This is a genomic window from Bartonella sp. bp_1 (assembly GCF_055808085.1).
Genome location: NZ_CM147851.1, coordinates 2,226,843 through 2,250,360 on the forward strand (window position 1 = coordinate 2,226,843; position 23,518 = coordinate 2,250,360).

The 23,518-nt window shown below is 44.8% G+C and carries 22 protein-coding genes and 1 pseudogene; 8 read left to right on the forward strand and 15 right to left on the reverse strand.

The annotated features are described in order from the left end of the window. Positions 1-31: 31 nt before the first annotated feature. Positions 32-1,489, forward strand: a complete 1,458-nt coding sequence (gene cls / locus ACYZ97_RS11115; protein WP_473298886.1) for a cardiolipin synthase — start codon at positions 32-34, stop codon at positions 1,487-1,489. Here the strand turns inward: cls and ACYZ97_RS11120 are convergent. After that, positions 1,437-2,321 (reverse strand): endonuclease/exonuclease/phosphatase family protein, encoded by an 885-nt coding sequence (locus ACYZ97_RS11120; RefSeq protein WP_473300697.1) that lies wholly within the window; start codon positions 2,319-2,321, stop codon positions 1,437-1,439. The two genes, cls and ACYZ97_RS11120, sit on opposite strands and share 53 nt — an antisense overlap. 260 nt (positions 2,322-2,581) lie before the next feature. Between ACYZ97_RS11120 and ACYZ97_RS11125 the strand changes: the two genes are divergently transcribed. Next, positions 2,582-2,938 carry a DUF2794 domain-containing protein gene (locus ACYZ97_RS11125; RefSeq protein ID WP_473300698.1) on the forward strand — a complete coding sequence of 119 codons (357 nt, stop codon included), beginning with the start codon at positions 2,582-2,584 and terminating at the stop codon, positions 2,936-2,938. 89 nt (positions 2,939-3,027) lie between these two features. Here the strand turns inward: ACYZ97_RS11125 and ACYZ97_RS11130 are convergent, their stop codons facing one another. From ACYZ97_RS11130 to ACYZ97_RS11140, 3 genes are all read right to left on the reverse strand, one after another. Further along, on the reverse strand, positions 3,028-3,783 hold the full coding sequence (locus ACYZ97_RS11130; protein ID WP_473298887.1) for a Bax inhibitor-1/YccA family protein: 756 nt from the start codon (positions 3,781-3,783) through the stop codon (positions 3,028-3,030). Between the two features lie 154 nt (positions 3,784-3,937). Then, on the reverse strand, positions 3,938-6,481 hold the full coding sequence (locus ACYZ97_RS11135; protein ID WP_473298889.1) for an ABC transporter permease: 2,544 nt from the start codon (positions 6,479-6,481) through the stop codon (positions 3,938-3,940). Then, the gene (locus ACYZ97_RS11140) at positions 6,481-7,164 is read right to left on the reverse strand and encodes an ABC transporter ATP-binding protein (protein ID WP_473298890.1); all 684 of its coding nucleotides are present in this window, start codon (positions 7,162-7,164) and stop codon (positions 6,481-6,483) included. Before ACYZ97_RS11140 ends, ACYZ97_RS11135 begins: the two co-directional genes overlap by 1 nt. A 73-nt stretch (positions 7,165-7,237) precedes the next feature. Here ACYZ97_RS11140 and ACYZ97_RS11145 point away from each other — a divergent pair, with 73 nt between their 5' ends. Continuing rightward, positions 7,238-7,921 (forward strand): arylesterase, encoded by a 684-nt coding sequence (locus tag ACYZ97_RS11145; RefSeq protein WP_473298892.1) that lies wholly within the window; start codon positions 7,238-7,240, stop codon positions 7,919-7,921. Here the strand turns inward: ACYZ97_RS11145 and ACYZ97_RS11150 are convergent, their stop codons facing one another. Next, entirely contained in the window at positions 7,922-8,515 is a 594-nt protein-coding gene (locus ACYZ97_RS11150) for a hypothetical protein (protein WP_473298894.1), read from the reverse strand. Positions 8,516-8,647: 132 nt separating this feature from the next. Between ACYZ97_RS11150 and ACYZ97_RS11155 the strand changes: the two genes are divergently transcribed. Both ACYZ97_RS11155 and ACYZ97_RS11160 read left to right on the forward strand, forming a co-directional pair. Next, entirely contained in the window at positions 8,648-9,424 is a 777-nt protein-coding gene (locus ACYZ97_RS11155; RefSeq protein ID WP_473298895.1) for a transporter substrate-binding domain-containing protein, read from the forward strand. 62 nt (positions 9,425-9,486) lie between these two features. Beyond that, complete coding sequence (locus ACYZ97_RS11160) at positions 9,487-10,116, forward strand: LysE family translocator (protein WP_473298896.1); 630 nt, start codon at positions 9,487-9,489, stop codon at positions 10,114-10,116. A gap of 32 nt (positions 10,117-10,148) precedes the next feature. On the opposite strand, the gene ACYZ97_RS11165 is transcribed toward ACYZ97_RS11160, so the two are convergent. From ACYZ97_RS11165 to ACYZ97_RS11205, 9 genes are all read right to left on the reverse strand, one after another. Then, a complete protein-coding gene (locus ACYZ97_RS11165; protein WP_473298897.1) occupies positions 10,149-13,592 on the reverse strand; it encodes an acyl-[ACP]--phospholipid O-acyltransferase in 3,444 nt (1,147 codons plus the stop codon). 495 nt (positions 13,593-14,087) lie between these two features. Further along, on the reverse strand, positions 14,088-14,786 hold the full coding sequence (locus tag ACYZ97_RS11170) for a hypothetical protein (RefSeq protein WP_473298898.1): 699 nt from the start codon (positions 14,784-14,786) through the stop codon (positions 14,088-14,090). A 199-nt stretch (positions 14,787-14,985) separates the two neighbouring features. Then, positions 14,986-16,071, reverse strand: a complete 1,086-nt coding sequence (locus tag ACYZ97_RS11175) for a M48 family metallopeptidase (RefSeq protein ID WP_473298899.1) — start codon at positions 16,069-16,071, stop codon at positions 14,986-14,988. Next, on the reverse strand, positions 16,061-17,089 hold the full coding sequence (locus tag ACYZ97_RS11180) for a YjgN family protein (RefSeq protein WP_473298900.1): 1,029 nt from the start codon (positions 17,087-17,089) through the stop codon (positions 16,061-16,063). Before ACYZ97_RS11180 ends, ACYZ97_RS11175 begins: the two co-directional genes overlap by 11 nt. An 85-nt stretch (positions 17,090-17,174) precedes the next feature. Then, positions 17,175-17,675, reverse strand: a complete 501-nt coding sequence (gene lspA, locus ACYZ97_RS11185; protein WP_473298901.1) for a signal peptidase II — start codon at positions 17,673-17,675, stop codon at positions 17,175-17,177. Between the two features lie 2 nt (positions 17,676-17,677). Next, positions 17,678-18,520, reverse strand: coding sequence for a TrmH family RNA methyltransferase (locus ACYZ97_RS11190; protein ID WP_473298903.1), 843 nt, complete (start codon positions 18,518-18,520; stop codon positions 17,678-17,680). A 3-nt stretch (positions 18,521-18,523) separates the two neighbouring features. Then, entirely contained in the window at positions 18,524-19,555 is a 1,032-nt protein-coding gene (locus ACYZ97_RS11195; RefSeq protein WP_473298905.1) for an RsmD family RNA methyltransferase, read from the reverse strand. Between the two features lie 210 nt (positions 19,556-19,765). Next, a complete protein-coding gene (locus ACYZ97_RS11200) occupies positions 19,766-20,068 on the reverse strand; it encodes a lipopolysaccharide assembly protein LapA domain-containing protein (protein WP_473298906.1) in 303 nt (100 codons plus the stop codon). Next, positions 20,065-20,352 (reverse strand): integration host factor subunit beta, encoded by a 288-nt coding sequence (locus tag ACYZ97_RS11205; RefSeq protein WP_473298907.1) that lies wholly within the window; start codon positions 20,350-20,352, stop codon positions 20,065-20,067. Before ACYZ97_RS11205 ends, ACYZ97_RS11200 begins: the two co-directional genes overlap by 4 nt. A gap of 235 nt (positions 20,353-20,587) precedes the next feature. Between ACYZ97_RS11205 and lptC the strand changes: the two genes are divergently transcribed. The 3 genes and pseudogenes from lptC to lptB all read left to right on the forward strand — a co-directional run. Beyond that, on the forward strand, positions 20,588-21,277 hold the full coding sequence (lptC, locus tag ACYZ97_RS11210; RefSeq protein WP_473298908.1) for an LPS export ABC transporter periplasmic protein LptC: 690 nt from the start codon (positions 20,588-20,590) through the stop codon (positions 21,275-21,277). A 44-nt stretch (positions 21,278-21,321) separates the two neighbouring features. After that, the gene (locus ACYZ97_RS11215) at positions 21,322-21,945 is read left to right on the forward strand and encodes an LptA/OstA family protein (protein WP_473298909.1); all 624 of its coding nucleotides are present in this window, start codon (positions 21,322-21,324) and stop codon (positions 21,943-21,945) included. Positions 21,946-22,016: 71 nt separating this feature from the next. Continuing rightward, positions 22,017-22,748: pseudogene (lptB, locus tag ACYZ97_RS11220) on the forward strand (LPS export ABC transporter ATP-binding protein); the annotation flags it as partial. On the opposite strand, the gene ACYZ97_RS11225 reads toward lptB, so the two are convergent. Continuing rightward, a complete protein-coding gene (locus tag ACYZ97_RS11225; RefSeq protein ID WP_473298910.1) occupies positions 22,733-23,371 on the reverse strand; it encodes a flavin reductase family protein in 639 nt (212 codons plus the stop codon). The pseudogene lptB and the gene ACYZ97_RS11225 sit on opposite strands and share 16 nt — an antisense overlap. Positions 23,372-23,518: the final 147 nt, after the last annotated feature.

Here is a 23,518-nt window from a genome sequence, read left to right on the forward strand (position 1 = left end):
AAAATAATAATTACATCTATATAAGAGAGCTATGTGGAATCTTTTTGAACTTTATTGGCCGCATATTCTGGCAACGCTTTCCATCCTGATGGGTTTGGCTGCGGCAATTCATGCAACCATGACTAAACGGGAGGTGCGTGCAGCTATCGGATGGGTTGGCGTTATCATTTTATCGCCGATCTTGGGTGCGGTAATTTATGGTCTTTTTGGTATTAACCGAGTACGGCGCCGCTCTATTTTGTTACAGCGCCATACCAAGGATATCGAGCATCTGTGTCTTGCCGATTATGATATCATAGAAGATCGCATTGAAGAAAAAATGGGCCGTCTTGCCGTGTCGATGTATCGTCTTGGCAACCATGTCAGCCGTTGTCAATTGACATCGGGAAATCATATTACATTGCTTGAAAATGGTGATGAGGCCTACAAGGCTATGTTGGCAGCAATTGATGCAGCTCGTAGGAGCATTATTCTTGAAAGTTATATATTCGGCCATGATGATATAGGTTTGCGTTTTGTCGATAGTCTGGCAAAAGCGCAAGAACGCGGCGTTGAAATACGTATATTGATTGATGCGGTCGGCGCCCGTTATTCCATACCGTCTATTATCTGGGTGTTGCGCAATCGCGGAATTAATGCCCGTCTTTTCAATGGTAAATTGATTAATGGATTGAAGCTGCCTTATGCGAATTTGCGTACCCACCGTAAAATTCTGGTTGTTGACGGTCAGGTTGCTTTTACCGGTGGTATGAATATCCGTTCCGGTTTTGTGACAGCAATTGTCGGCGATAATGTTTCTTATGATACGCATTTTCGTGTTGAGGGGCCGGTTGTTGCCGATCTTTTCCGTGTTGCTGCTGAAGATTGGGCTTTTACGACATCGGAAAAGCTTCAAGAAGCTGCCTTTGCCATTCAGCCGCCATTATTAAAGCCTGATGAAGGTGTGGCTATACGGGTTGTGTCGTCAGGACCGGACAAAACCATTGAGACCAACCAAAAAATGTTGATGGGTGCTTTTTCTCTGGCTCAAAATCATATTCGTATCATGACACCTTATTTATTGCCGGATCGTGAACTGGTCAGTGCTATTGTTACGGCGGCGCGCCGTGGTGTAAAAGTTGATATTGTGGTGCCTTCTAATAATAATTTGAAACTTGTTGATCGCGCTATGCAGGCCCAGTTTGATCAGCTGTTGGGCGATCATTGCCGTATTTGGCGCGCCAAGGGTAATTTTGACCATTCAAAGCTGATTACCATTGATGGTTTGTGGTCTTATGTCGGTTCATCCAATCTTGATGCACGGTCTTTACGATTGAATTTTGAAGTGGATTTGGAGATTTTTGATGCCGGATTTGCTTCTGCTATTGAAGCGCGGATAGAAGCACGTTTGAAAAATGCGATAGTGGTTGATATGCAGCAGTTGAAAAAACGCCCCTTTATTTCGCGTCTTGTTGATCGGATAATATGGCTCGGTTCGCCTTATCTTTAATGGCAGCAACAGCATTTTTCAGATCAATTCGTGCCTTGATAGGCAGATGGTCGGAAGCAATCCGCGACAAAGGGGTTGTATGGCATTGGATGGCGGCGACCAATTCCTGCGGATAGGCAAAGACCCGATCAAGCGCCAAGACGGGAAAGCGTGAAGGAAAACTCGGAACGGTTCCCGATGTAACATCAAAATAGGGTACAAGATTGCTGAGGGATGAGCCTTTGCCAATGCGCCATTCATTTAGATCGCCGATCATGATGGTTGGCATATGGTCACTTTTTTCAATCAAGGATAAAATAGTCTTTGCCTGTTGGTTGCGTGAATGACGCAATAGCCCGAAATGTGCTGCAATGACACGGATAGGGCCGGCAGTAAATTCAAGTTCTGCAATTAGCGCACCGCGAGGTTCGATGCCGGGCAATTTGATCTGGTGGACGTTTTTGACCTGCCCGTTACGGATAAAAAGTGCATTGCCATGCCAGCCAAGACCATGAGGTGACATCGTATTGATCGGTACCGCCTCCAGTCCGGTTTCAGCTTTTAAATGGTTGAGATCAATCAGGCCGATGCGTTCTCCAAAGCGCCGGTCCGCTTCTTGCAGGGCGAGAATATCGGCATTTATTTCACTGATAACACGGACAATGCGTTGGGGATCAAACTGATTGTCTGTGCCAACGCATTTATGGATATTATAGGAAGCGACAAGCAGATCACCGCCTTGGCGGTCTTGGGCTAAAGGGCGGTGCCCTTTGCGGTTGCGTATGGCTTTAAGCAGATTTTCTGGACTGATATGGGCCCTGACCTGTTCGCCATGTTTTTTTATGCGGCTTATCAATGAGATAGCTCCACTTTGTGCTGATGCGGCTGTGGGATATATAGGCCACCAATCTGCAACTTCTATTTTGCAATATTGCTTATTTTGACCATGGAACTCAAGCCCTATCGCTAAGTTGTGATGACAGAGGGATATACAGCTATCGGTTCTTTTATAGTGCCTTATTGATTTAATTTTCGTTCTGGTATGAAATGATCAAAACCATATGGATATCATGTGTCGGGAAAGAAGGCGCAATGGATAAAGGCAATAGCGACATGCCTGTGACAATTGTCACATCTTCAAACGCGCAACCATCGGTAAAAACAGCAGTGCCGATCGCATTTAACCGGCAGGAGTTAGATATGATTCTGCGTTATTATGGTTATATGGTGGCAAGCGGTGAATGGCGTGATTACGCAATTGACCATTTGGGTGACCGTGCGGTTTTTTCAATTTTTCGTCGGGCTAGTGAAATGCCGCTTTATCGGATTGAGAAAAATCCTAAATTGGCACAACGTCAAGGAGCCTATAGTATTATTTCAGCCGCTGGTATTATTCTAAAACGCGGTCATGAACTGCGTCAGGTCTTGCGTATTTTTGACAAGGCCTTGCTGAAAATTGTCAGGAATTAAGTTATGCCTGATTATCTAATTATTTTGTTGGATGTAATATAAAAAACCCCGCTGAAAAGCGGGGTCTTTGAATTATCTGTTTATTCCTATCAGTTGCGGTTCGAACCGAGGAAACGCAACAGGAAGAGGAACAGGTTGATGAAATCAAGATAGAGTTCCAAAGCGCCAAGAACAGCTTTTTGACCAATGCGCTGGCTTGAATCTGTTTCCAGATACATTTCCTTGATTTTTTGTGTATCATAGGCGGTCAGGCCGGCAAAAACGACAACACCGATAAGAGAAATTGCAAAACTTAGACCGCTGGATTGCATGAAAAGATTAACCAGCGAAGCAATGATAATCCCGAAAAGACCGATAATAAGGAATGAACCCATCGCTGTCAGATCGCGCTTTGTTGTATAGCCATAAAGAGACAGGCTACCAAAAGCGGCGGCTGTAATGAAGAACACCTGAATGATGCTTTCATGGGTATAGACTAGAAAGATCGACGAGAGTGATAATCCGACGAGACCGGCATAAACGATAAAGATAGCACGGGCAGTCGATACACTCAGACTCGAAACTTTAATGCTTAAAAAGATGACGGCGGCCAAAGGTGCAAACATAATCACCCATCTTAGAGGAGTATTATAAATTGCATTACCCAGAGCGGTTACACCGAGAATATTACCATTGGGATCTGTTACAACCGATAGATTGAAAATTGCATAGGCTGCAATACCGGTAATAACCAGACCGATGGCCATAAGATTGTAGACGCCCAGCATATAGCTGCGCAGTCCCTGATCGATGCTCGCATCAAGACGGTCAACCGTCGAGGAGCGGAGATTTCTATAGTCTTGCATAAGTTACCTCTTGCACGTGTTCCGTCGGGTGTCAGGCAGAAAAAGATATTTCTTTTTCCTGTTTCCCAGGCGCCGCTGTCGGAACCCCAGCATGCCTTTTCTTATTATGGGGATTTTTTTGGCGAAAACAAGTCTTTCTATCAAGTATGAAAGATTACAATTCTTTAAGGTAATCTGCGGGTTTTGTACTCAAAATCCGCCATGTGCCTATCAACGACAGTCCGACAGATAGAATAAGTGCAATAATCAGCATCGTTACACCGGTTATTGGTAAAATGGTGGCATGGGTCAGATCCATTTTATAGCGGGCGATTGACCAACCGGCTGCACTGCCTGCCAAAAAGGCGAATAAAGCGGTGATAATACCTAGAATTGCATATTCATAGATAAATGCACGGATCAATGTCCAGCGTGTTGCACCTAGAGTTTTAAGTACAACCGCATCATGGGTACGGCCTTGATTGCCAGCTGCAAGCGCACCGGCAAGAACTAGTATGGAAGCGATTAGTGCAATGGAAGCGCTGGCACGGATAGCAACGCCGATCTGGTCGACAATTTCACGTGCGGAAGTGATGATATCGCGTACGGAAATGACGGTAACGGATGGAAAGAGTTTGCCGATTTCGCGCATGAATGTTGCATCATCCAGTTGTGTTTTGTGACCGGTTTTGAACGTGGCTATCCATACATGTGGTGCACCTTGCAAGGCATCAGGTGAAAAGATCATGACAAAATTCATGTTGAAGTTATCCCAGTCAACATTGCGTAGGCTGGTGATTGTAGCTGTAATTTCATGGCCAAGAATATTGACAGTGATTGTATCTCCGATTTTTAGGCCAAGTTCTTGCGCTTCCTGACGGGAAAATGAAACTTGCGGCTGATTTGTATTTTCTGTCCACCATTGACCTTCTGCAATGATCGAACCGGTAGGTAGTTCTTGTGCATAGGTGACATTGCGATCGCCGCGTAAGACCCATTCGCCATCGGGGTGGATTTTAGCTTTGGTCGCATCAATGCCATTGAGTTTTGTAATTCGTGCACGCAAAGACGGCACGATATTGATGCTACTATCGGGATATTTATCTTGTAAAAAAGCTTTGAAACGATTGCCATCATGGCGGGCAATATCGGTAAAAAAGAAATTGGGTGCTTTTTGCGGCACTGAATCTGCAAGCTGGCTGCGTAAATTGCCATCAATTGTTGCCAAGGCCATTAGCAGTGTCAAACCAAGGCCGAGTGCTAGAACAATGGCTGATGTCAGATTGCCTTTACGATAGATATTGCCAATGGCAAGGCGCAAGGCTGTTGAATGTATTTTGCCTATGCATTGTGCACCATATTGGATACAGGTTGCAACAATACGCAATATGATAAAAACACAGGCAACGCTGCTAAGAAAGATCAAGGCCATGCGTTTGTCATAGGCGGTCAAAACTGCAAAACCTGCTGTTGCAGCAAGAAATAGAAGAGCTGCTAGCTTATAACGACGTGGTGTTTGGTTATTGCGGGGTTCAAAATCGTTGCGCAGTAAGGTTGTTACCGGAATATTTTGTGCCCGCCCTAAGGGGACAAGTGCAAAAGCTAACGTTGTCAGGATGGCAAAGATAAGCCCCCAGATTAATGCCATCGGATAGATCGAGGCATGTCCAACAATTGGTAAATAACGTCCGAGTATAACGGCTGTACTAAAGGGCATAAGGGCGGCCAGAACAAGCCCGATCAAGGTAGCAATGGAGGCCATGATCAGGATTTGTGCCAGATAGATTTGCACGACAAAATCGCCGGAAGCACCCAAGGATTTAAAAATGGCAATGACACTTTTTTTGCGTTCAAGATGAGCACGGACCGCATTGGCAACACCGACACCGCCGACGATTAGTGATGTCAGGCCAACAAGGGTGAGAAATTGTGAGAACCGTTCGATATTTTTGGTTAGGCTTGGTGTTGCATCCAGTCGCGTACGCCCGTTCCAGCGCGCTTCAGGAAAATCTTTTTCCGCTTTTTCTTTCAAGGCAGAAAGGCCGCGATTATCCAGTCTTGGGATGGCAATTTTATAGACATAGGCAAAAAGGCTTCCCGGTTGCAACAGACCGGTTTGGGCCATAAGTTTTTTGGCAAAAAATATTCGTGGACCAAGCTGGAAACCTTCGGATAACAGGTCGGGTTCGTTGATGATGACGCCTCGAATTTGCAAGGGCAATGTACCGATCATGATCGGATCACCGACTTTGAGTTGCAGTCGATCAAGCAGAAGCTGGCTGACAAATGCGCCAGGCAGGCCATTTTTTTCATTTAATAATGAGGGGTCGTAGGCTGGTTTGGTTTCCAAAGTGCCATAGAGTGGATAGTGTTTATCAATAGCCTTGATTTCGACCATGGTCTGATCACCGTTATCTTGACGTTTGGCCATGGAACGCATCCAGATACTGGTTGCAACCTTGCCTTGCTTTTCAAGAAAAGCGAGTTCCTGCGTATTGGCAGGACGTTGGGTGATCGAAAAGCGGATATCGCCGGCCAGCAACATCTGGCCTTGTTTGGATAATTCACCATTAATCATGGTGGAAACGCCGTTGACGCCGCCGATAGCTGTAACGCCTAATGCAATACAGGCAATAAAAATATAAAAGCCTTTAAGTCCGCTGCGCATTTCGCGTAAGGCAAAACGCAATGCCAATGTGAAAGATTGTGCCTTTGTCATCAATCCGGCTGTCCGTTTTCAATTTCGCCGCCACGCACCTTGATCTGGCGGTTACAGCGTTGGGCAAGTTGCGGATCATGGGTCACAAGAACCAATGTAAGTTTGCGCGCAGCAGCACGTTCAAACAGCATATCGGCAACACGACTGCCGGTTTCCTGATCAAGGTTGCCGGTCGGTTCATCGGCAATCAATATATGTGGGTTAGCGGCCAAAGCACGGGCAATAGCGACACGCTGTTGCTCCCCACCTGAAAGCTGCGAGGGATAATGGTCAAGACGATGGCCGAGGCCGACAGCCTGTAATTCTTCATGGGCTCTTTCAAAAGCGTCTTTGTTACCCTGTAATTCCAAAGGGACCGCGGTGTTTTCCAAGGCTGTCATATTGGGTATGAGGTGGAAGCTTTGAAAAACAATGCCGACATGACGGCCGCGAAATACGGCAGCCTGATCTTCATCCATTTGGTCAATGCGTTGATTGGCAATGGTCAGCATGCCGGAATCAATTTTTTCCAAGCCGGCAAGCACCATCAGCAATGTTGATTTGCCTGATCCAGAGGGGCCGACAATACCGACGGTTTCACCGTCATGGATATCAAGCGACATATTTTTAAGCACATGGACGCGTGCAGCACCTTGGCCTAATGTCAGGTTGATATTTTTCATGATTACGAGTGGTTTTGTCACAAATATCCCTTAAATAAGATGTAGTTTGCGGTTTGATACAGGTCGATGTCTATTAAAACAAAGTGATAAATATATGGTACGCATAATAATAAAAACGATAATCGGACCTTTTCTGGGCCTGTTTTTTTTACAGCCTCTTATGGCGCAGGAAAGCGGTTTGGATGAACCGGTAGCGTCACAGACGGTTTTTAAGATCGTTGGCTTTGGTGATAGTCTTATGGCCGGTTACATGCTGGATGGCAACCAGTCTTTTACGGCAAAGCTGGAAGAAGCGTTACGTGCTAAAAATTATACTGTTGCTCTTACCAATGCGGGCGTTTCTGGCGATACGTCTACCGGTGGACGCGATCGGATTGACTGGTCTGTGCCGGATGATACCAATTTGGTCATTCTTGAATTGGGTGCCAATGATATGTTGCGCGGTATAGCGCCTGATCTAACCCGTAAAAATTTACATTTCATGCTGACCCGTTTGAAACAACGCGGCATATCCGTTATTTTGGTTGGTATGTTGAGTGCGCCTAATTATGGCGCGGATTATGCGAAAAAATTCAATCCCATTTATGGCGAATTGGCACAGGAATTTGATGTTCCGCTCTATCCGTTTTTTCTGGAAGGTGTAGCCGGACATGCCGATTTGCAGTTGCAGGATGGCATGCATCCCAATGCCGATGGCGTTGACCGGATGGTCGAAAACTTTATGCCGATGATGGAAAAAGAGCTGGCACGTTTAGATATAAAACCTGTAAGCGAATAATCAGAATTTTGTATCCATGGCATCAAGATCGGTTAATGTGCGCAATGTCTCATGCAGGACTGATATATGCTTTTTATTAAAGCCAAGTCCATAAAGCTTGATGCCGGCATAACGCATAACCATTTTGAGCAATCGTTTCTGCAGTTGACGCGGGTCATGGCCCATACGTGCGGTCGAGATGACGGCAATCCTTTTTTGGGTAATCGAATAGGCACCGAAAACAAAAGGGCCGTTATAATTTTCAGCGTAAAGATCTTTGGCGGTTATCCCGATAATAAGCGTATGGGCTGAAAGGGATAGATCAGGATAAAATGCTTCTATTTCATCAATGGCGCTATGGGCCTGATATTGTTCTTTGAACTTGTCATAAAAGCGCGTGTTGAGAAACGGTTTTGCCTCTATTATTTTGACATTGATATCAAGCCGCTCTTTTATATCGCGGCCAAGTTGCTCGAGGATTGATTGAAGAGCGCTGTTATCAGGCAATAGGATAATTTGCGCATTGGCCGGTGCTTGCGGCTTTTCTTGATGTAAAAGCACGATAACAAGAATAATAATAATGGGCGCAATGGCAAACCAGATCATGGTTGTCATCGTTAGCGTCAATAAGTCTTATGATCAAGATTGCCTTTTTCAGCTTTGTGCTTGGGGCATCCGCTTTACAAGTGCGTTAAAGTTATGATCTATGATGGTTTATTGATCAAATTCAAAAAAACGGAGGCTTTCTTGAAAAAACTTTTTTCTTTTCTTCTTGTCGGTGCGGCTTTTTGTTCTTCGGCACAGGCGGCTGAAACATCGACTCTTGATAAAGTTATGGAAAGCAAAGTGCTGCGTGTCTGTACGACCGGTGATTATAAGCCCTATACTTTTTTGAAAGAGGATGGCTCCTATGAGGGCATTGATATTTCAATGGCAGATCTTTTGGCTGAAAGTCTCGGTGCAAAAGCTGAATTTGTCAAAACATCATGGAAAGAAATGATGCCGGATTTTTTGGCCGGCAAATGTGATATTGCCATGGGCGGTGTTTCGGTTTCATTGGCCCGCCAGAAAGTGGCGGCTTTTACAATTCCGCTTGATGTTGATGGTAAAGTACCGTTTGTGCGTTGTGATGATGTCGAGAAATATCAGACAATCGAACAACTTAATAATGAGAATGTTCGCGCCATTGAACCGGCCGGCGGTACCAATGAGGCTTTTGTTCGCCAGCATATGCCGAAAGCGAAGCTTGAGCTTTTTCATGACAATACGATCATTTTCAAAAATCTGGTTGAGAACAAGGCCGATGTGATGATTACTGAAGCTTCGGAAGCGCTTTATCAGAAGAAATTCTATCCATCGCTTTGTGTTGTCAATCCTGACAAGCAGCTCAATTTTGCCGAGAAAGGCTATATGGTTTCGCGCGGTGATGTTGCGTTTAAAAACTATGTCGATCAATGGCTGCATATTGCCAAGAATAATGGCGATTATAACAAGATCACGGCCGAATGGCTGGGCGCCAAATAGTAGTGTGAATTTTGATATTATAAAGGCCGCTTTCAAGTGGCCTTTTTTAAAGGGAGGATGGCATGCCGGAACTTCATAATCTGATTGCCTTTTCGGCCATTGCCCTTGGCATGGTTTTAACGCCGGGGCCGAATATGGTTTATCTTATATCGCGGTCTATCTGTCAGGGACCGGTTGCAGGGTTGATATCGCTTTCAGGCGTTGCAATGGGTTTTGTTTTTTATATGCTTTGTGCGGCATTGGGCATTACGACTTTGTTGATGATGGTTCCTTTTGCCTATGATGCATTGCGAATCGCCGGGGCACTTTATCTGCTTTATCTGGCCTGGCAGGCCCTTAAACCGGGCGGTTATTCGCCGTTCAAAGTTAGAGTCTTATCACCTGACAGCAATCGTAAATTATTCTGGATGGGCTTTATTACCAATCTTTTAAATCCTAAAATAGCGGTCATGTATTTGTCATTGCTGCCGCAGTTTATTTCACCCGAGCACGGCTCTGTTCTCGGTCAGTCAATGATATTGGGTTTTGTTCAGATTATTATTAGCGTTTCTGTCAATGCAGTGATTGCTTTGGGTGCGGGATCGATTGCTGTATTTCTTGCCAAACGCCCGATTTGGGCGAATATACAGCGTTATTTCATGGGGGCGGTTTTATTTGGTTTGGCTGGTAAATTATTGCTGGATAAAAAATAAGGGCATCTTTTAATGCCCTTATTATGGATAATTCATGCATTGCTTTCGGCCAATATTTTCAAGGCCGGGTAGTCGATCTTGCCGGTACCGAGAAGCGGCAATTTTGCGGTCATAAATGTGCTTGGGACCGATAGTTCCGGTACACCATTGGCACGGGCATATTGAAGCAGTTCGGCGCGGTTGACGACCTTGTCTTCTGCAATCAGTACCAGCTTTTCGCCTTTGCGTGCATCAAAAACCGAGACGACACCCAACGCTATATCGGGCCAGACTTGTGTTGCCATGGCTTCGACGCTTGAAAGAGACACCATTTCACCGCCGATTTTGGCAAAGCGCTTGGCACGGCCTAGAATGGTGACAAAGCCCTCATGATCAATAGCAACAATATCACCGGTGTCATGCCAGCCATCTTCGGGTGCTTCTATCTGGCCGGGGTTTTCTGTACGCAGATAACCGGCCATGACGTTGGGGCCTTTGACAAAAAGACGGCCGCCTTCTTCAACGCCTTCGACCTTTTCCAGTCGATAGCTGATTGAGGGCAGCAATTTGCCGACACTGCCGATCTTGTTATACATCGGCGTATTGAGGGCAAGAACAGGTGCGGTTTCCGTAACGCCATAGCCTTCTAGAATACGGATGCCGAATTTATTCATCATCAATTCACGGGTTGAGGCTTTCACAGCTTCGGCACCGGCAAAACAATAACGGATCGAGCGCAGGTCATAAGGATGGGCATTCCGTGCATAGCCGTTTAAAAATGTATCGGTACCGAAAATGATAGTGGCGTTGGACGCATAAATGGCTTCCGGTACAACACGGTAATGGAGTGGAGAAGGATAGAAATAAACGGGTACACCGTGGACAAGCGGTAGAATGGTTGCGGCTGTCAGACCGAAGGAATGGAACATCGGCAACACATTGAAAAGCTTGTCGCTGGTGTTGAAATCAATGCGTGCAGCAGCCTGTGCAACATTGGCCAATATATTGGCATGGCTGAGCACGACACCTTTGGGGGTGCCTTCCGAGCCGGAGGTAAAGAGAATGGCACCGGGCTGATCGGCATGCTGCCTTTTGATGATGCATTTTGTTTTCATCATGAAGCCGCTGATTGTATCGAAAAGAGAGATATCTTTTTTCAAGGTATCTAGATAGATGAAACGGATTCCTTTTTGAGCAAGTTGATCGGCGACATCTTGTAACTTCATTTGTCTTAGAAAAGCGCGGGCGGTGATGATTGTTTTGATTTGGGCGGCTGTTGTTGCTGCATCCAGATTGGCAAAACCAGCCGAGAAATTGAGCATAGCCGGTGTTTTACCTGCCGATTGCAGAGCAAAAACAGAGGCTGCCGTCATATTGGAATTGGGCAGCATAATGCCGACATTCTGGTCATTTTGCATTTGGGTATCGAATTTTTTGGCTAGAATACGGATGGTTGTCAGCAACAGGCCGTAATTCATGGCACCATTCAATGGATCTTCAATAGCGGATGCACGCATACCGAAGCTTTTGCCAGCTTTGATAAGTTCTTCGATGATAGTACCGGTTTTGGGTGATGTCGCAAAAACTAGATCGGACATGATTGTATAGAGTTCGTTACCCGCAGCTTGACGACGAGTGCGGCTTTTCAGCTTTTCATCAAGCTTTAGATCGACGGGTTCTGTAATGGTGACACGTACTTTTGGGAAAAGCTGACGATGTGTCTGGATATCATTGAGTCTTGAAAAATAAGTGCGTTCCAGACCGTCAATCTTGATTGGCATAACTTTGGAACCGGTCTTGTCGGCAACCATAGCGGCTCCGTCATAGACTTTCATCAAGGCACCGGTGACAGTAATGCGGCCTTCAGGAAAAATTACCAGTGGTGCGCCATCCTGTACGGTACGGATCAGACGGCGGGCAGCCAATGGGTTGGTCGGGTCCATTGGAAAAGCATTGATATATTTAAGGAACGGGCGCACCCACCAGCGTTTGGCAACCTGAGTATGAACTGCAAAAGCAGGTGTTTTCAAGCTTGTGGTTTCGCATACAGCCAGTGCCAGTAAACCATCAAGAAACGAGACGTGGTTGAGGGCCAAAATGGGCGTTTCACCGGCTTTTTCAAAATTTTCCATACCTTTAACTTCAAGGCGGAAGAAAGCCCGGAAAAGAATAGAGATAAAATCGCGAAAAGGATTGGTCGGTAAGAATTTCAACATGATGATAGCAGCGATAATCGAAGTGGCACCTAAACCCCATACAATGGCGCTTAAACCGATATTTAATGTTTGCAAACCGGCAACAGCAAAGCTGCCAATGGCCATAATGGCAGAGTTCAATATATTATTGGCCGCAATGATACGGGCGCGGTTTTCATGATGTGCCCAGGCTTGCAGGGCAGCAAAGCCCGGTACAATCAAAAAGGCACCTGACATGGCGGCCAGTGCTAGATCGATAGTCAGGTGGGTCATACCGGGAATGGCAAGAAAGTCTGCAAAGTTGTTAATTGGTGTGGTGACGGCAAAGTTTTGGATAACAAAGCCGAGATCGATGCAGATAAATCCGCAAATCAATGTGCCGACAACCGATTGCAATAATACGATGCGTCCGGCTGAAAGCCATGCGGCGATGACCGAGCCGAGAGCGACAGAAACGGCAAAGATTGTTAGGAAAAAGGTAAAGCCATGATGATATTCGCCAAGGAGTTTTGTCAATGAAGGCATTACAGACAAAAGAATCGCACCGATAAACCAGAACCAAGATATCATTAATGCAACGATCATCAGGCGCTTTTCTTGTGTTAGTTCGTGTATAAGGACATAGGTGGCGCGAATAATATTGCGGTTGACAACAAGATCGGGTTTAGCCGGGGCTGTGGACGGAATGAAACGGCTGGCACTCCACGAGGCAATAGCAAAGATAACCATAAGCAACGCTGGTAGGATCTGTGGACCGGCATGGAGGCCATAGGTCAGACCAGCCAGAATTGTTCCGCCGAGAATGGCGATAAAAGTGGCGGCTTCAACCCAGGCATTAGCGCGCGGTAGTTGCGTATTGTCGATATGATCAGGCAGAAGGGCATATTTGACAGGGCCGAAAAGAGCAGAGCCGATGCCGAATAGAAATAGTGTAAACATCATGAGCGGTACGGATGAAAGCAGCAATGCGAGTGCGCCGAAAAGAGCAGCAAAAATTTCGGCAAATTTAAGCAAACGTGCTAATTTTGCTTTGTCAAAACGGTCTGCAAGTTGACCACCGGTAGCTGAAAGGAGCAGAAACGGAACAGCAAAGACGGCACTGGTCAGGGTGATCATGCTTTGGGCGTGTTCGGGTGCGGTAAAAACTGCGAGAATGAGGAATACAAGCGTATTCTTGAAAAAATTATCATTAAAAGCTGCAAAAAACTGTGCCCAAAAGAGGGGTGCAAAGCGTCTTGAATGCATTAATGTGGTTTTTGATTCGTCTGATCCGGTGTGTGGATAAGCGTTTGAGGCTTTCATATTATGATTCCGCTTGGTCATTTCAATCTCTTATCTGTTATAAAATGAACGATGTTCAAATTTCTATAAACAGAAGAAATACAATAATCAATAAAAAAATGAACGATGTTCAAATTTATGCTTTTATCCCGTTTTATAATAAAGATCGGGATAAGTTCAATTTTCATGAAATTGCAAAATTTTGGATATTGATTTGCTTATCATATGGGGTTCCCGCATGTTGTAATCATTGAAAATCATTATTTGCCGATAAACAATGAGGATACCCATAGATCGTGCCACTTGGCGAAGTTTACAAAAAGATCTTTAATAAAAAACATTGAGATATTTTCTAATATTTCCTGACATATGAATGGTGATAAACATATGGATCCTGAGTTTGGAGATGTTGTCTTCAATTAAAAGCAAGTTTACGCATAGATTATATTACAATTACAAAAAACCACCGCTTCTATTATAAAAGCGGTGGTTGGCTGGTAGGATATGTCAATCGGTTCAGGATGTGGGTATCATGAGGAAAACATCCATTTTATGGTTTTTCCGGTCCACACTGACCCCTTCTCCGATTTTTGCGCCAAGGCGTAGACAATAGCGTAGCAACGGTGGCAGCTTGGAATAGGCATCACGTGGCTTAATGGCTTCAGCAGGCATGATATCCATTGTTACACCGGCTTTGACAGTAACCCGTTCCTGCGGAGCGGCCAGATAATTGTGATGGAGATAAGATAGGGCCAATGCATGTGCCGCAGGATACTGGCCATCAAAGGAAATGCAACCGACAACATAGTCAACTTGTGTGCGGCGGCAATACTCACTGATTGCTTGCCAGATCAATCCTTGTGCACGGTGCCGATTGGCTGTTTCCATAATAGTGAAGGGACCAATTTCGGCAAAACATTTATCAGGATGGGCAGCGAGAAGCCCTTCATAGTCGAACTTTGAATGGCGTCCAAAGGATGTTTGGCTGGTTGTATCATCACTACGGATAAGATGACAGAATGCCGACAAGCGATTTTGTACTTTGTCCAGAATAACAATATAGCCGCTTGCATCAGCATTGAAATTGATGCCTTCATCTTTGAAAATTTTGCGGCTTTTTTCTGCGCTAAGGAAAAGAGCCTGCAAATTACCCATCATTGCCAGCACCGGATTGAATTCCGTCTGGTTGAGATGTTTGATTGATTGCATGGTCATCTTGGTACTCCTTGAATCATTTGGTTCAATAGGCCGAAAGATTTTGTTTGCCCTATTGAATGATGAAACAAATAGAGGCAGCTTGTTGCAGCACAATGACCAAATCGTGATTTTTTCGTGGCAAAGCGTTTTTGTTCACGCCTTGATGATGTCATGCTTAATGAATGATTAAGAAAAGGGTTCCCAGAAAAAGATAATTTTATGGATTTTCTTTAAGTTTTTCGATTTCTGTTTTGATTGCAGTGATACGGGCATCGTCACTAGGATGACTGTCAAAGACAGATGCTGTCTCTTCACTCGATTTATGATTGGCTTGTTGTTTGATTAAGGTAAAAAATCGTAACAGAGCCGACGGATCCATACCGGTTTTATGCATTAAATTGACACCATAAAGATCGGCTTCGGCTTCGGCTGCTCTTGAATAGGAAAGAGAAAGAATGACATTGCCTTCAAGCAGAATATGTTCAAGCACTTCGCCAACATCACCGGTAATCAGCATGATCAGTCCGGCTGTACCGGTTGCACGATAAATCTGGCGTAATGAGTGTTGTTGTTCGACATGGCCGATTTCATGGGCCAGAACACCAAGAATCATATCGTCATCATTATCGGCCAGCTTGATAAGTTGGTCGGTGACAATGATACTACCATCCGGTAGCGCGAAAGCATTGGGCCCGATATAGGCGGGCGCATCGCGAAAATAGAGTTTGAAGCCATTTTTGCCGCGTGGTGAAGCTGCGGCCAGCGTATCAAAACGCATTTTTATTTTGTTTTGTTTATCTTGATCGAGTTTTGTTTGATTTAATATGGTTTTATCAATGGTCTGCAGGCTTGATTGGCCCATGAGATCAACAACCTGGCTTGGTGTCATCCATATGGCAAGACTGACAATAATAGGTAAGGCGGTGCGATAAATACCGTAAAAAAGCCCAATTGCAACCAGCATGAAGATAAAAAGACGAGGTCTAAAAGTTTCAAATTTAGCAATCAGGCTAGAACTTTTGTGGCCAATCTCTTTAAGTATTTTGTCGATACCGTCATTATCTTTGCTCGAGAAGCAGGTACCATCGGCAAAAGAAAGTTTTCGTTCGATATTGCCGATACGTTGCGAGATAGTAATCGTCGGTAATTGACCGCAGCTAAGAATTTTCCCCGTTTCATCACGTATTTCAAGTGATCGGCCTTGTCTGACAAGATAAGCCGTACGTGACTGATTGGTTTGGCCGATAAACCATTCGCCTTTAATGGGATGGTTTATCGGTGTAGGTTTTTGATCAAAAACCAAAATCAAAACCTTCCAGATCAAGATATTCAGCTGCGACCGGTGTGGAGCTTTCTTCAATAGATGAAACAATCTCGCCAAGAGGTTCGGTAAACATGATAGCTGTATTGGTCCAGATATAACGTGCAGTACGTATCGAACACCATGGGCGCATCAGGCCTAGCGTGCAAATAGTCACAATCGCATTGGAAAACAAAATCCAGACATAACGTATTGGATGAATAGTCGATTGTATTGGATGCTTGCCGTCAAAACGTGTCATGGACCAAGCAATATTGCGCACGCAAATGGCATAACTTGTCCAAGCAATAAAAACGCTGGCATAAGCAATTAATAAAAAGAATGAACTAAAGAATTCCATATGAAGATTATAACTGAAGAATGCCATCATGAAAAATAGTACTATGAAAATAACTGTAATCATGACTGGTATTATCCAGGCACGGTATATTTTACTTAAATTAATATCGGTTATGAAAGGCCGATTACCGTAACGCATATTATTACCGATATATTCATTACGCCAATAATCGGCTACCGGAATCATGAGGCCCAGTGTTACCGAGGAGACAATTGGACCAAGAAGAAAGGCTTTATAAGCTCCGCTTATGGTGCCGACAAAATTGAAACGCACATTGCGGTAGCTGGTAACACGTGCATTGAACCGTAAAGAGCGGTGCATGAACATGGGTAATAAAATAATAATGAGCAGATAGACCAAAAGAAATAGGACGGGATGGATAAACTGAGTGACCGGTATCAGCAAGAAAAGTCCCAATGCGATAATACGACCGATAAAAATCTGCATACCCCTTGCATGATAACCAAAACCTGTACTATTCAGTAAGGTATGGCCTTGGAAAAATTGCCGACGCCGGACTTTGGCCCATGCAGAATAGATTCCCAAGGTTAAAATGGTGAGCAGGATATTGACAATCCAGATGCCGAAATATTCTTTTGCTGTGCCGGTGAATTCGAGTTTTTGGTATGTTTTATTATCGTTGTCAGTTACGTTGTTCACGCGGCTTGTTCCTTGTCTCGGGCTATCTTCAAAGGTTCTAATCAATATAAATTTATCGGGAAATACGCAGATTTAATTGTACAAGTCAATTTGATGGCGTGTTTTGGCGGCTTTTATTGTGATCGATGTTGAAGATCTCTCCAACTATAATCAAAATAGCACCAATACTGATGAAGGCATCGGCCAGATTGAAGACAGCAAAAGAAAAAATATCTTCAATATGGAAATAAATGTAATCAATGACGTAATTGAATCGTATGCGATCAATGAGATTGCCAATAGCACCACTGGCAATTAATAAAAATCCGCAACTGACCAACCAGCGAGATTTCGGATTTTTGATCCATAACCAGAAGACAAAGATAATGACCAGTGTCGTTATGATAATAAGGGCCAGATCATTGAAACCGGATAGCATGGAAAAGGCAATGCCGGGATTTCGTGCATGCAATAATGATAACCAAGGTAATAGTGGAATGTCTTCTCCCAGATACATTGTCTGCTCGACAATATATTTGATCAGCTGATCTAATCCGATAAAAATAACGAGGAAAAAACCGTTTAGAAGAATGCGTTGTCTATTCATGGTTATTCTTCTCGCGGATCAAGGATTAATGCGTGACGGCGCATTTCGTAAAGCATGACGGCAGTAGAAATGGCAAGATTGAGTGAATCAGCGCGTCCTGCCTGCGGAATTCGGGTCAAGGCATCGCATATCTGCGCCAGTTGATCGCTCAACCCCTGTTGTTCATTGCCCATCAATAGACAGAGCGGTTTTGTTTTATAATCGATCGTGCGATAATCGACTGCACCTTTCAGATGGGTGCCGACAAGCAGCCCCTTAAAGTTTTTACGCCAGTCGCAAAAATCATTCTCGCTGGCCTTATAAAGGGGCAGCGCAAAAATTGATCCCATCGTGGCTCGCACTGTTTCCAATGAATAGGGGTCTGTTGTTTCGCCGATCAGGATGATTCCTTTGGCACCAACGGCATCGCCAGTACGGATAATGGTGCCGAGATTGCCGGGGTCGCGCACACGGTCAAGCGCAATATAGACATCACCTTGTTGCGGTGAGAGTGTTTTTAGCCGATTCCATTGTTGTTCGAAGACGCCGACAACCATTTGTGGATTATCACGTCTTGTAACGGCTTCCATAACTTTTTGCGAGGCTTCAATGACAAGGCCGCCGGTCGCAACCGTACGGGCCGCTGTTTTTTCGATAAGCGAATTACCCAGCCCGCTTTTGGCAAAAAGCAGGGTGCGTATTTGCCAGCCCAGATCCAGCGCATCAATAATTAGCTTTAGTCCTTCAGCCATAAAAATGCCTTCGCGATCACGATGTTTTTTCAGACTGAGCGCTTTCAGATCCTTGATGATCGGATTAGCGGCTGAGGTGATTTCCTTAACCTGTCCGGTGCGATGTTGTTGCATAGTTTACAAGGTCCAACGGCTAAAAAGTGAGGTTGATAATGTTCTTTTGGCGGTTTCTTCGCGTAAAATCAATTCACCTGATTCAAGCAGTCCGCCCATACCGGTCATTTCATCACGCATCAATTCGTGAATGGCAAAAAAGGATGAACGGATCGAATAGGCGGTTAATACCATGGCTAGCGGTTTATCGGATAAAATTGCCCGGCAACCGGCAACCATAGCGGGTAGATGATCAAAAAGTTGCCAGACTTCGCCGGCTGGCCCGCGTCCATAAGCGGGCGGGTCAAGCAATATGAGGTCATATGTTTTACCGCGACGCGCTTCACGTTGGACAAATTTCATCGCATCTTCACAGATCCAGCGGATGGGTTTGTCATTGAGTTTGGCCAATTCCTGATTTTCCCGTGCCCAGAGAATTGCTTTTTTCGAGGCATCGACATGGGTCACTTCAGCACCGGCACGCGCAGCAATCAATGACGCCAAACCGGTATAGCCGAAAAGATTGAGAACTTTGATCGGTCGATTCGCGTCAATAATTAGTTTTTCCATAAAGGCCCAATGGGCATCCTGCTCTGGAAAAACGCCAACATGGCGAAAGGAGGTAAAGCGTCCCCAAAAGGGTAGGCCATGCCATTGCATCGGCCATGTTTCGCCTAAAGGTGTTTTTGGAAAATGCCAGCGTCCCAGTCCTTCCTCATCGGTATTGCCGGTAAAGATAGCATCGACATTGTCCCAGTCCCGTTGTGTTAGGGCTGGTTGCCAAAGGGCTTGTCCCTCAGGACGGATAATACGGTAATTGCCGTAACGTTCGAGTTTTCGTCCGTTGCCACTGTCAATCAAAGCATAATCAGGGCTTGCACCGGTTTCCAGAATAAGCGGTAGGCGCTCGTGCGGTCTGGCGCCTTGCAGGCGGAGTTGGAAAGATAATTGTGGTACTGGGGCCGGTTTCTTCTCAGGGCGCGGTTTTCTTGTGCCTTTGCCATGATGATCGGCTGTATTTGGGGGCCGGTTGTTTTTCTTGAAAGATTGTTTCACGAATCGGGTTTCTTTGTTGATTTTGCGGTTTCGCTATAAAGCATAATTTGAAAAAGGGAAAAATGAAATGAGAACATTGTCATAATTAAATTATTCACGTCACCTCAACTGCAATATCGGCATAAAAGATTTCAACATTGATATGATAAATATAATGCCCGATTACGGTTATTTTTCTATTGGAAATTTTTTCGCTATCTGATTCGGTATTTAATGGATGATCAGATTGGTTTGTGTTGTTTTGGTCTGTTGCAAGGCCTGTTGTGTTTCATGCAAGGCTTTGCGGTATTTGCGTTGGTTTAGCCAAGTGGTGATAGAGCCTATGATGATACCAATGGCAAGAGCGGCAAAAAGCCAGACAAAAAAGGGCGCTGTAAAAGTCAGGCTTTTATCGTAATTTGTAAACGGATTGAGTGTCAGGGCAACCATTTCACGATTGGCGACAATAAACATGATCAAAATGATCGCCACTGGCACCAGAATAATCAGGCTTACAATCCGTTTAAGGCTCATTTGTTCTCGCTGTTCAGGCGGTTGCGCAATTCCTTGCCGGTTTTAAAAAACGGGATCCATTTTTCATCGACCGATACCTGTTCGCCGGTACGTGGGTTGCGGCCGCTGCGGGCGGGACGGTTCTTGATAGAAAAAGTGCCAAAGCCGCGCAATTCAACACGATTGCCATCAGAGAGCGCCGCTGAAATTTCATCAAATACCGAATTGACGATATTTTCAATATCACGCTGAAAAAGATGCGGATTGCGGGTGGCAATGATTTGTACGAGCTCGGATTTAATCAAAACAACCTCCATGACCATAAATAAAGATATGGTATTTTCACATTATGTTATCTTAATCTTATTGACCGTCAAGATCGTCTCGTCAATCTCTAGTTTTTAAAAAAACGTCAAAGTGTTTTTTGATAAAAATCAATAATTGAGAAAAAATGTGTTTTCGTTTGTGAAAAAACACCATATTGAAGAAGAAAGGGATAATTTTCATATCGTATGGATAAACAACCGGTTTGGATCGTGAATGGCGCTTGCCCCGCAATATAGAGAATATGATGATCGTTTAAAAAACACATCATCGGATGGTATTTTTTCAGCATCACATAAATCGGATGCTATGTTTAATGCTGCTCGTCTGCATTCACATCGCGTACGAGTTATGAAAAAAGTCTTGCCGGTTCTTGCTGTGCTGATTGCTGTTGTTTTTTCATGGTATACTTTTTTTGCAACACCCTCTTTTGATGATCTGCTGATTGTAAATGGCCAGAATGAGGATGGTCGTCTGACAATGATTGAACCGAAGCTTGAAGGTTATACCAGCAGTAACCGTCCCTATTCGATGAGGGCAGCAAAAGCTATTCAGGATCCTTCACAAAGCGGCATTATCGAATTGAGAAATATTGATGCTGAATTGCCATTGGGCAATCGTGGTCAGGCCAAAGTTGATGCCAAAGGCGGTATTTATGACAATATCAACGGTCGCCTTAACCTGAACGAGCCTTTTACAGTGACAACGAATGACGGTATGGTTGCCAAATTCCAGTCTGCCGATGTCAATCTTGCAACCAGCCAGTTGAGTTCATCAAAGCCTGTCGATATTAAGCGGGATGGGCAGCATCTTAAGGCGAATGGCATGCAGGTCCGTAATAACGGGCAAGTTCTATTTTTTCATGGCGGTGTCAATCTTCTCATTGACAATACGCCTCCGGAGTAAGAAAAACAATCAGCGTATAGACGCTTTGATTTAGAGGATTTGGAATGACCGGACTTTTTGCCCGCAAAATCTGCGGTTCGTTGTTGAAGCATAGTTTTTTGGGTATTGGTGCGGCAGCATTTTTAGCGTTTATGCCATGGGGTGCTGCTTATGGCCAGCAAACTAATTTTGGCATCAATCTTTCTGGCGGCAAGGAGCCGGTGGAGCTTAATGCCGATAATCTTGAAATGCGTGACAAAGAAGGCATTGCTATTTTTACCGGCAATGTATCGCTGGTTCAAGGCGACCGTGTTTTGCGCACAGCCAAGTTGGTCGTCCATTATGCCAAGGCGCCAAGTGGCGATCAGGCGGCACAACCGGCAGGTACACAGGCAGGTGGTTTGGGTTCGACCGGTGTTGAGCGGATGGAAGCTTCCGGCAAGGTCTATATCAAGACTGCAACACAGGTTGCGACCGGTGATCAGGGAGTGTTCGAAGCTAAGACAAACGTTATGGTTTTGACAGGCGGTCGTGTCATCTTGACTGATGGGGATAATGTTGCCACCGGTTGTAAATTGACGGCCCATATGGATACAGGAAAAGCTTATCTCGAAAGCTGTAAGGGCAGCAGTCAGAAGGGACGTGTTTCGATTATTATGAAGAATAACGAGCAGGGTGGGAATCAGTAAGTCTGATGAGCGAAATGCAAATATCATATGAAAATCTGATTTTCGGTGAGGGGGGATCCGCCGGTGTCGATCAAAGGCTGAAAGGTACGTTGGTTGCTCGTAATCTGAGTAAGACTTACCGTGGCCGACGGGTTGTCAATGATGTCTCTTTTGGCGTGCGTGCTGGCGAGGCTGTCGGTATTCTTGGTCCCAATGGTGCCGGTAAGACTACTTGTTTTTATATGGTGACTGGTTTGGTGCCAGTGGATGAGGGATCAATCGAGATCGATGGTTTTAATGTCACCGACATGCCGATGTATCGTCGTTCGCGATTGGGTATTGGCTATTTGCCGCAGGAAGCTTCTATATTTCGTGGACTTTCGGTTGAAGATAATATCAAGGCTGTTCTTGAGGTTGTCGAAAAAAGCCGGAGCAAGCGCGAAGAAGAACTCAATGCCTTGATGGAAGAATTCAAGATTGTTCATTTGCGTAAGTCACCGGCTATTTCACTTTCCGGTGGTGAAAGACGCCGTCTTGAAATTGCTCGTGCTTTGGCGTCACGACCTAATTTTATGCTTTTAGATGAACCATTTGCCGGCATTGATCCGATTGCAATTGCCGATATCCAGCAATTGGTGCGTCATCTGACTAAGCGCGGTATCGGTGTTTTGATTACCGACCATAATGTGCGTGAGACGCTTGGCTTGGTAGATCGTGCATATATTATTCATGCCGGTCGGGTGCTAACGCATGGCCAGCCTGATGATATTGTCGCCAATAGCGATGTCCGTCGTCTCTATCTTGGTGATCAATTCTCTTTGTGATCTTGGAAGCTTTTAAAATCGATCCGATCTATATTGAATAGATCGGTTGGTTTTAGATAGGTACCGCGTCCATGCATACGGCCGATCAGTTCTAAGCGTGGTGTATCGACATAACCTTTTTCGCTATCAATTATATAGATGTCATCAATATAGATAGCGATAACCTTGCCGATTACCAGATATTGGTTCTCGCCGGTTTCCATGGTTGCATGGTCAATACATTCGAAAGAAACCGGTGATTGGGCGATTTGCGGAACTTTGATGTGTTGTGAAGGGCGTGTTGTTAGATTGGCAGCGGCCAGCTCATCAAAACCGTGAGGGGCCTCCATAGCGGTTATATTCATTTGCTGGGCAAGACTGAAAGGTACGAGGTTTACAACAAACTCTTTCGTTTGAAGAATGTTGGCTGCAGTGTCCTTTATGATGCGGTCGGATGGTTTCATGACGCTAAAGACGGCCAATGGCGGATTATTGCCCATAATATTGAAAAAGCTGAAAGGAGCCGCATTGATATGGCCATTGGCATCACAACTCGTGACCCAAGCGATAGGACGCGGTGTTATAGTTGCGGTAAGCAGTTTATAGATGATATTTTCTGGATAGTCGTTGATATGATAATGCATATGCCGATGTTCCTTGATTGGTCCAGCTATTTGGCATGAAAAGGCAATAAAATGGAAGAGAGTAAACCTATGGATAGAAAAACGGGTTTTGATGTGATGTTTGTCTTTGAACTCTTTGTTGTCCAATCAGGTTTTATTTGCGTATAA

Coding starts and splice junctions, on each gene's coding strand:
- cls (WP_473298886.1), top strand. CDS start 32: ATGTGGAATCTTTTTGAACTTTATTGGCCGCATATTCTGGCAACGCTT.
- ACYZ97_RS11125 (WP_473300698.1), top strand. CDS start 2,582: ATGCCTGTGACAATTGTCACATCTTCAAACGCGCAACCATCGGTAAAA.
- ACYZ97_RS11130 (WP_473298887.1), bottom strand. CDS start 3,783: ATGCAAGACTATAGAAATCTCCGCTCCTCGACGGTTGACCGTCTTGAT.
- ACYZ97_RS11135 (WP_473298889.1), bottom strand. CDS start 6,481: ATGACAAAGGCACAATCTTTCACATTGGCATTGCGTTTTGCCTTACGC.
- ACYZ97_RS11145 (WP_473298892.1), top strand. CDS start 7,238: ATGGTACGCATAATAATAAAAACGATAATCGGACCTTTTCTGGGCCTG.
- ACYZ97_RS11150 (WP_473298894.1), bottom strand. CDS start 8,515: ATGACAACCATGATCTGGTTTGCCATTGCGCCCATTATTATTATTCTT.
- ACYZ97_RS11160 (WP_473298896.1), top strand. CDS start 9,487: ATGCCGGAACTTCATAATCTGATTGCCTTTTCGGCCATTGCCCTTGGC.
- ACYZ97_RS11165 (WP_473298897.1), bottom strand. CDS start 13,592: ATGAAAGCCTCAAACGCTTATCCACACACCGGATCAGACGAATCAAAA.
- ACYZ97_RS11170 (WP_473298898.1), bottom strand. CDS start 14,786: ATGACCATGCAATCAATCAAACATCTCAACCAGACGGAATTCAATCCG.
- lspA (WP_473298901.1), bottom strand. CDS start 17,675: ATGAATAGACAACGCATTCTTCTAAACGGTTTTTTCCTCGTTATTTTT.
- ACYZ97_RS11190 (WP_473298903.1), bottom strand. CDS start 18,520: ATGCAACAACATCGCACCGGACAGGTTAAGGAAATCACCTCAGCCGCT.
- ACYZ97_RS11200 (WP_473298906.1), bottom strand. CDS start 20,068: ATGAGCCTTAAACGGATTGTAAGCCTGATTATTCTGGTGCCAGTGGCG.
- lptC (WP_473298908.1), top strand. CDS start 20,588: ATGGCGCTTGCCCCGCAATATAGAGAATATGATGATCGTTTAAAAAAC.
- ACYZ97_RS11215 (WP_473298909.1), top strand. CDS start 21,322: ATGACCGGACTTTTTGCCCGCAAAATCTGCGGTTCGTTGTTGAAGCAT.
- ACYZ97_RS11225 (WP_473298910.1), bottom strand. CDS start 23,371: ATGCATTATCATATCAACGACTATCCAGAAAATATCATCTATAAACTG.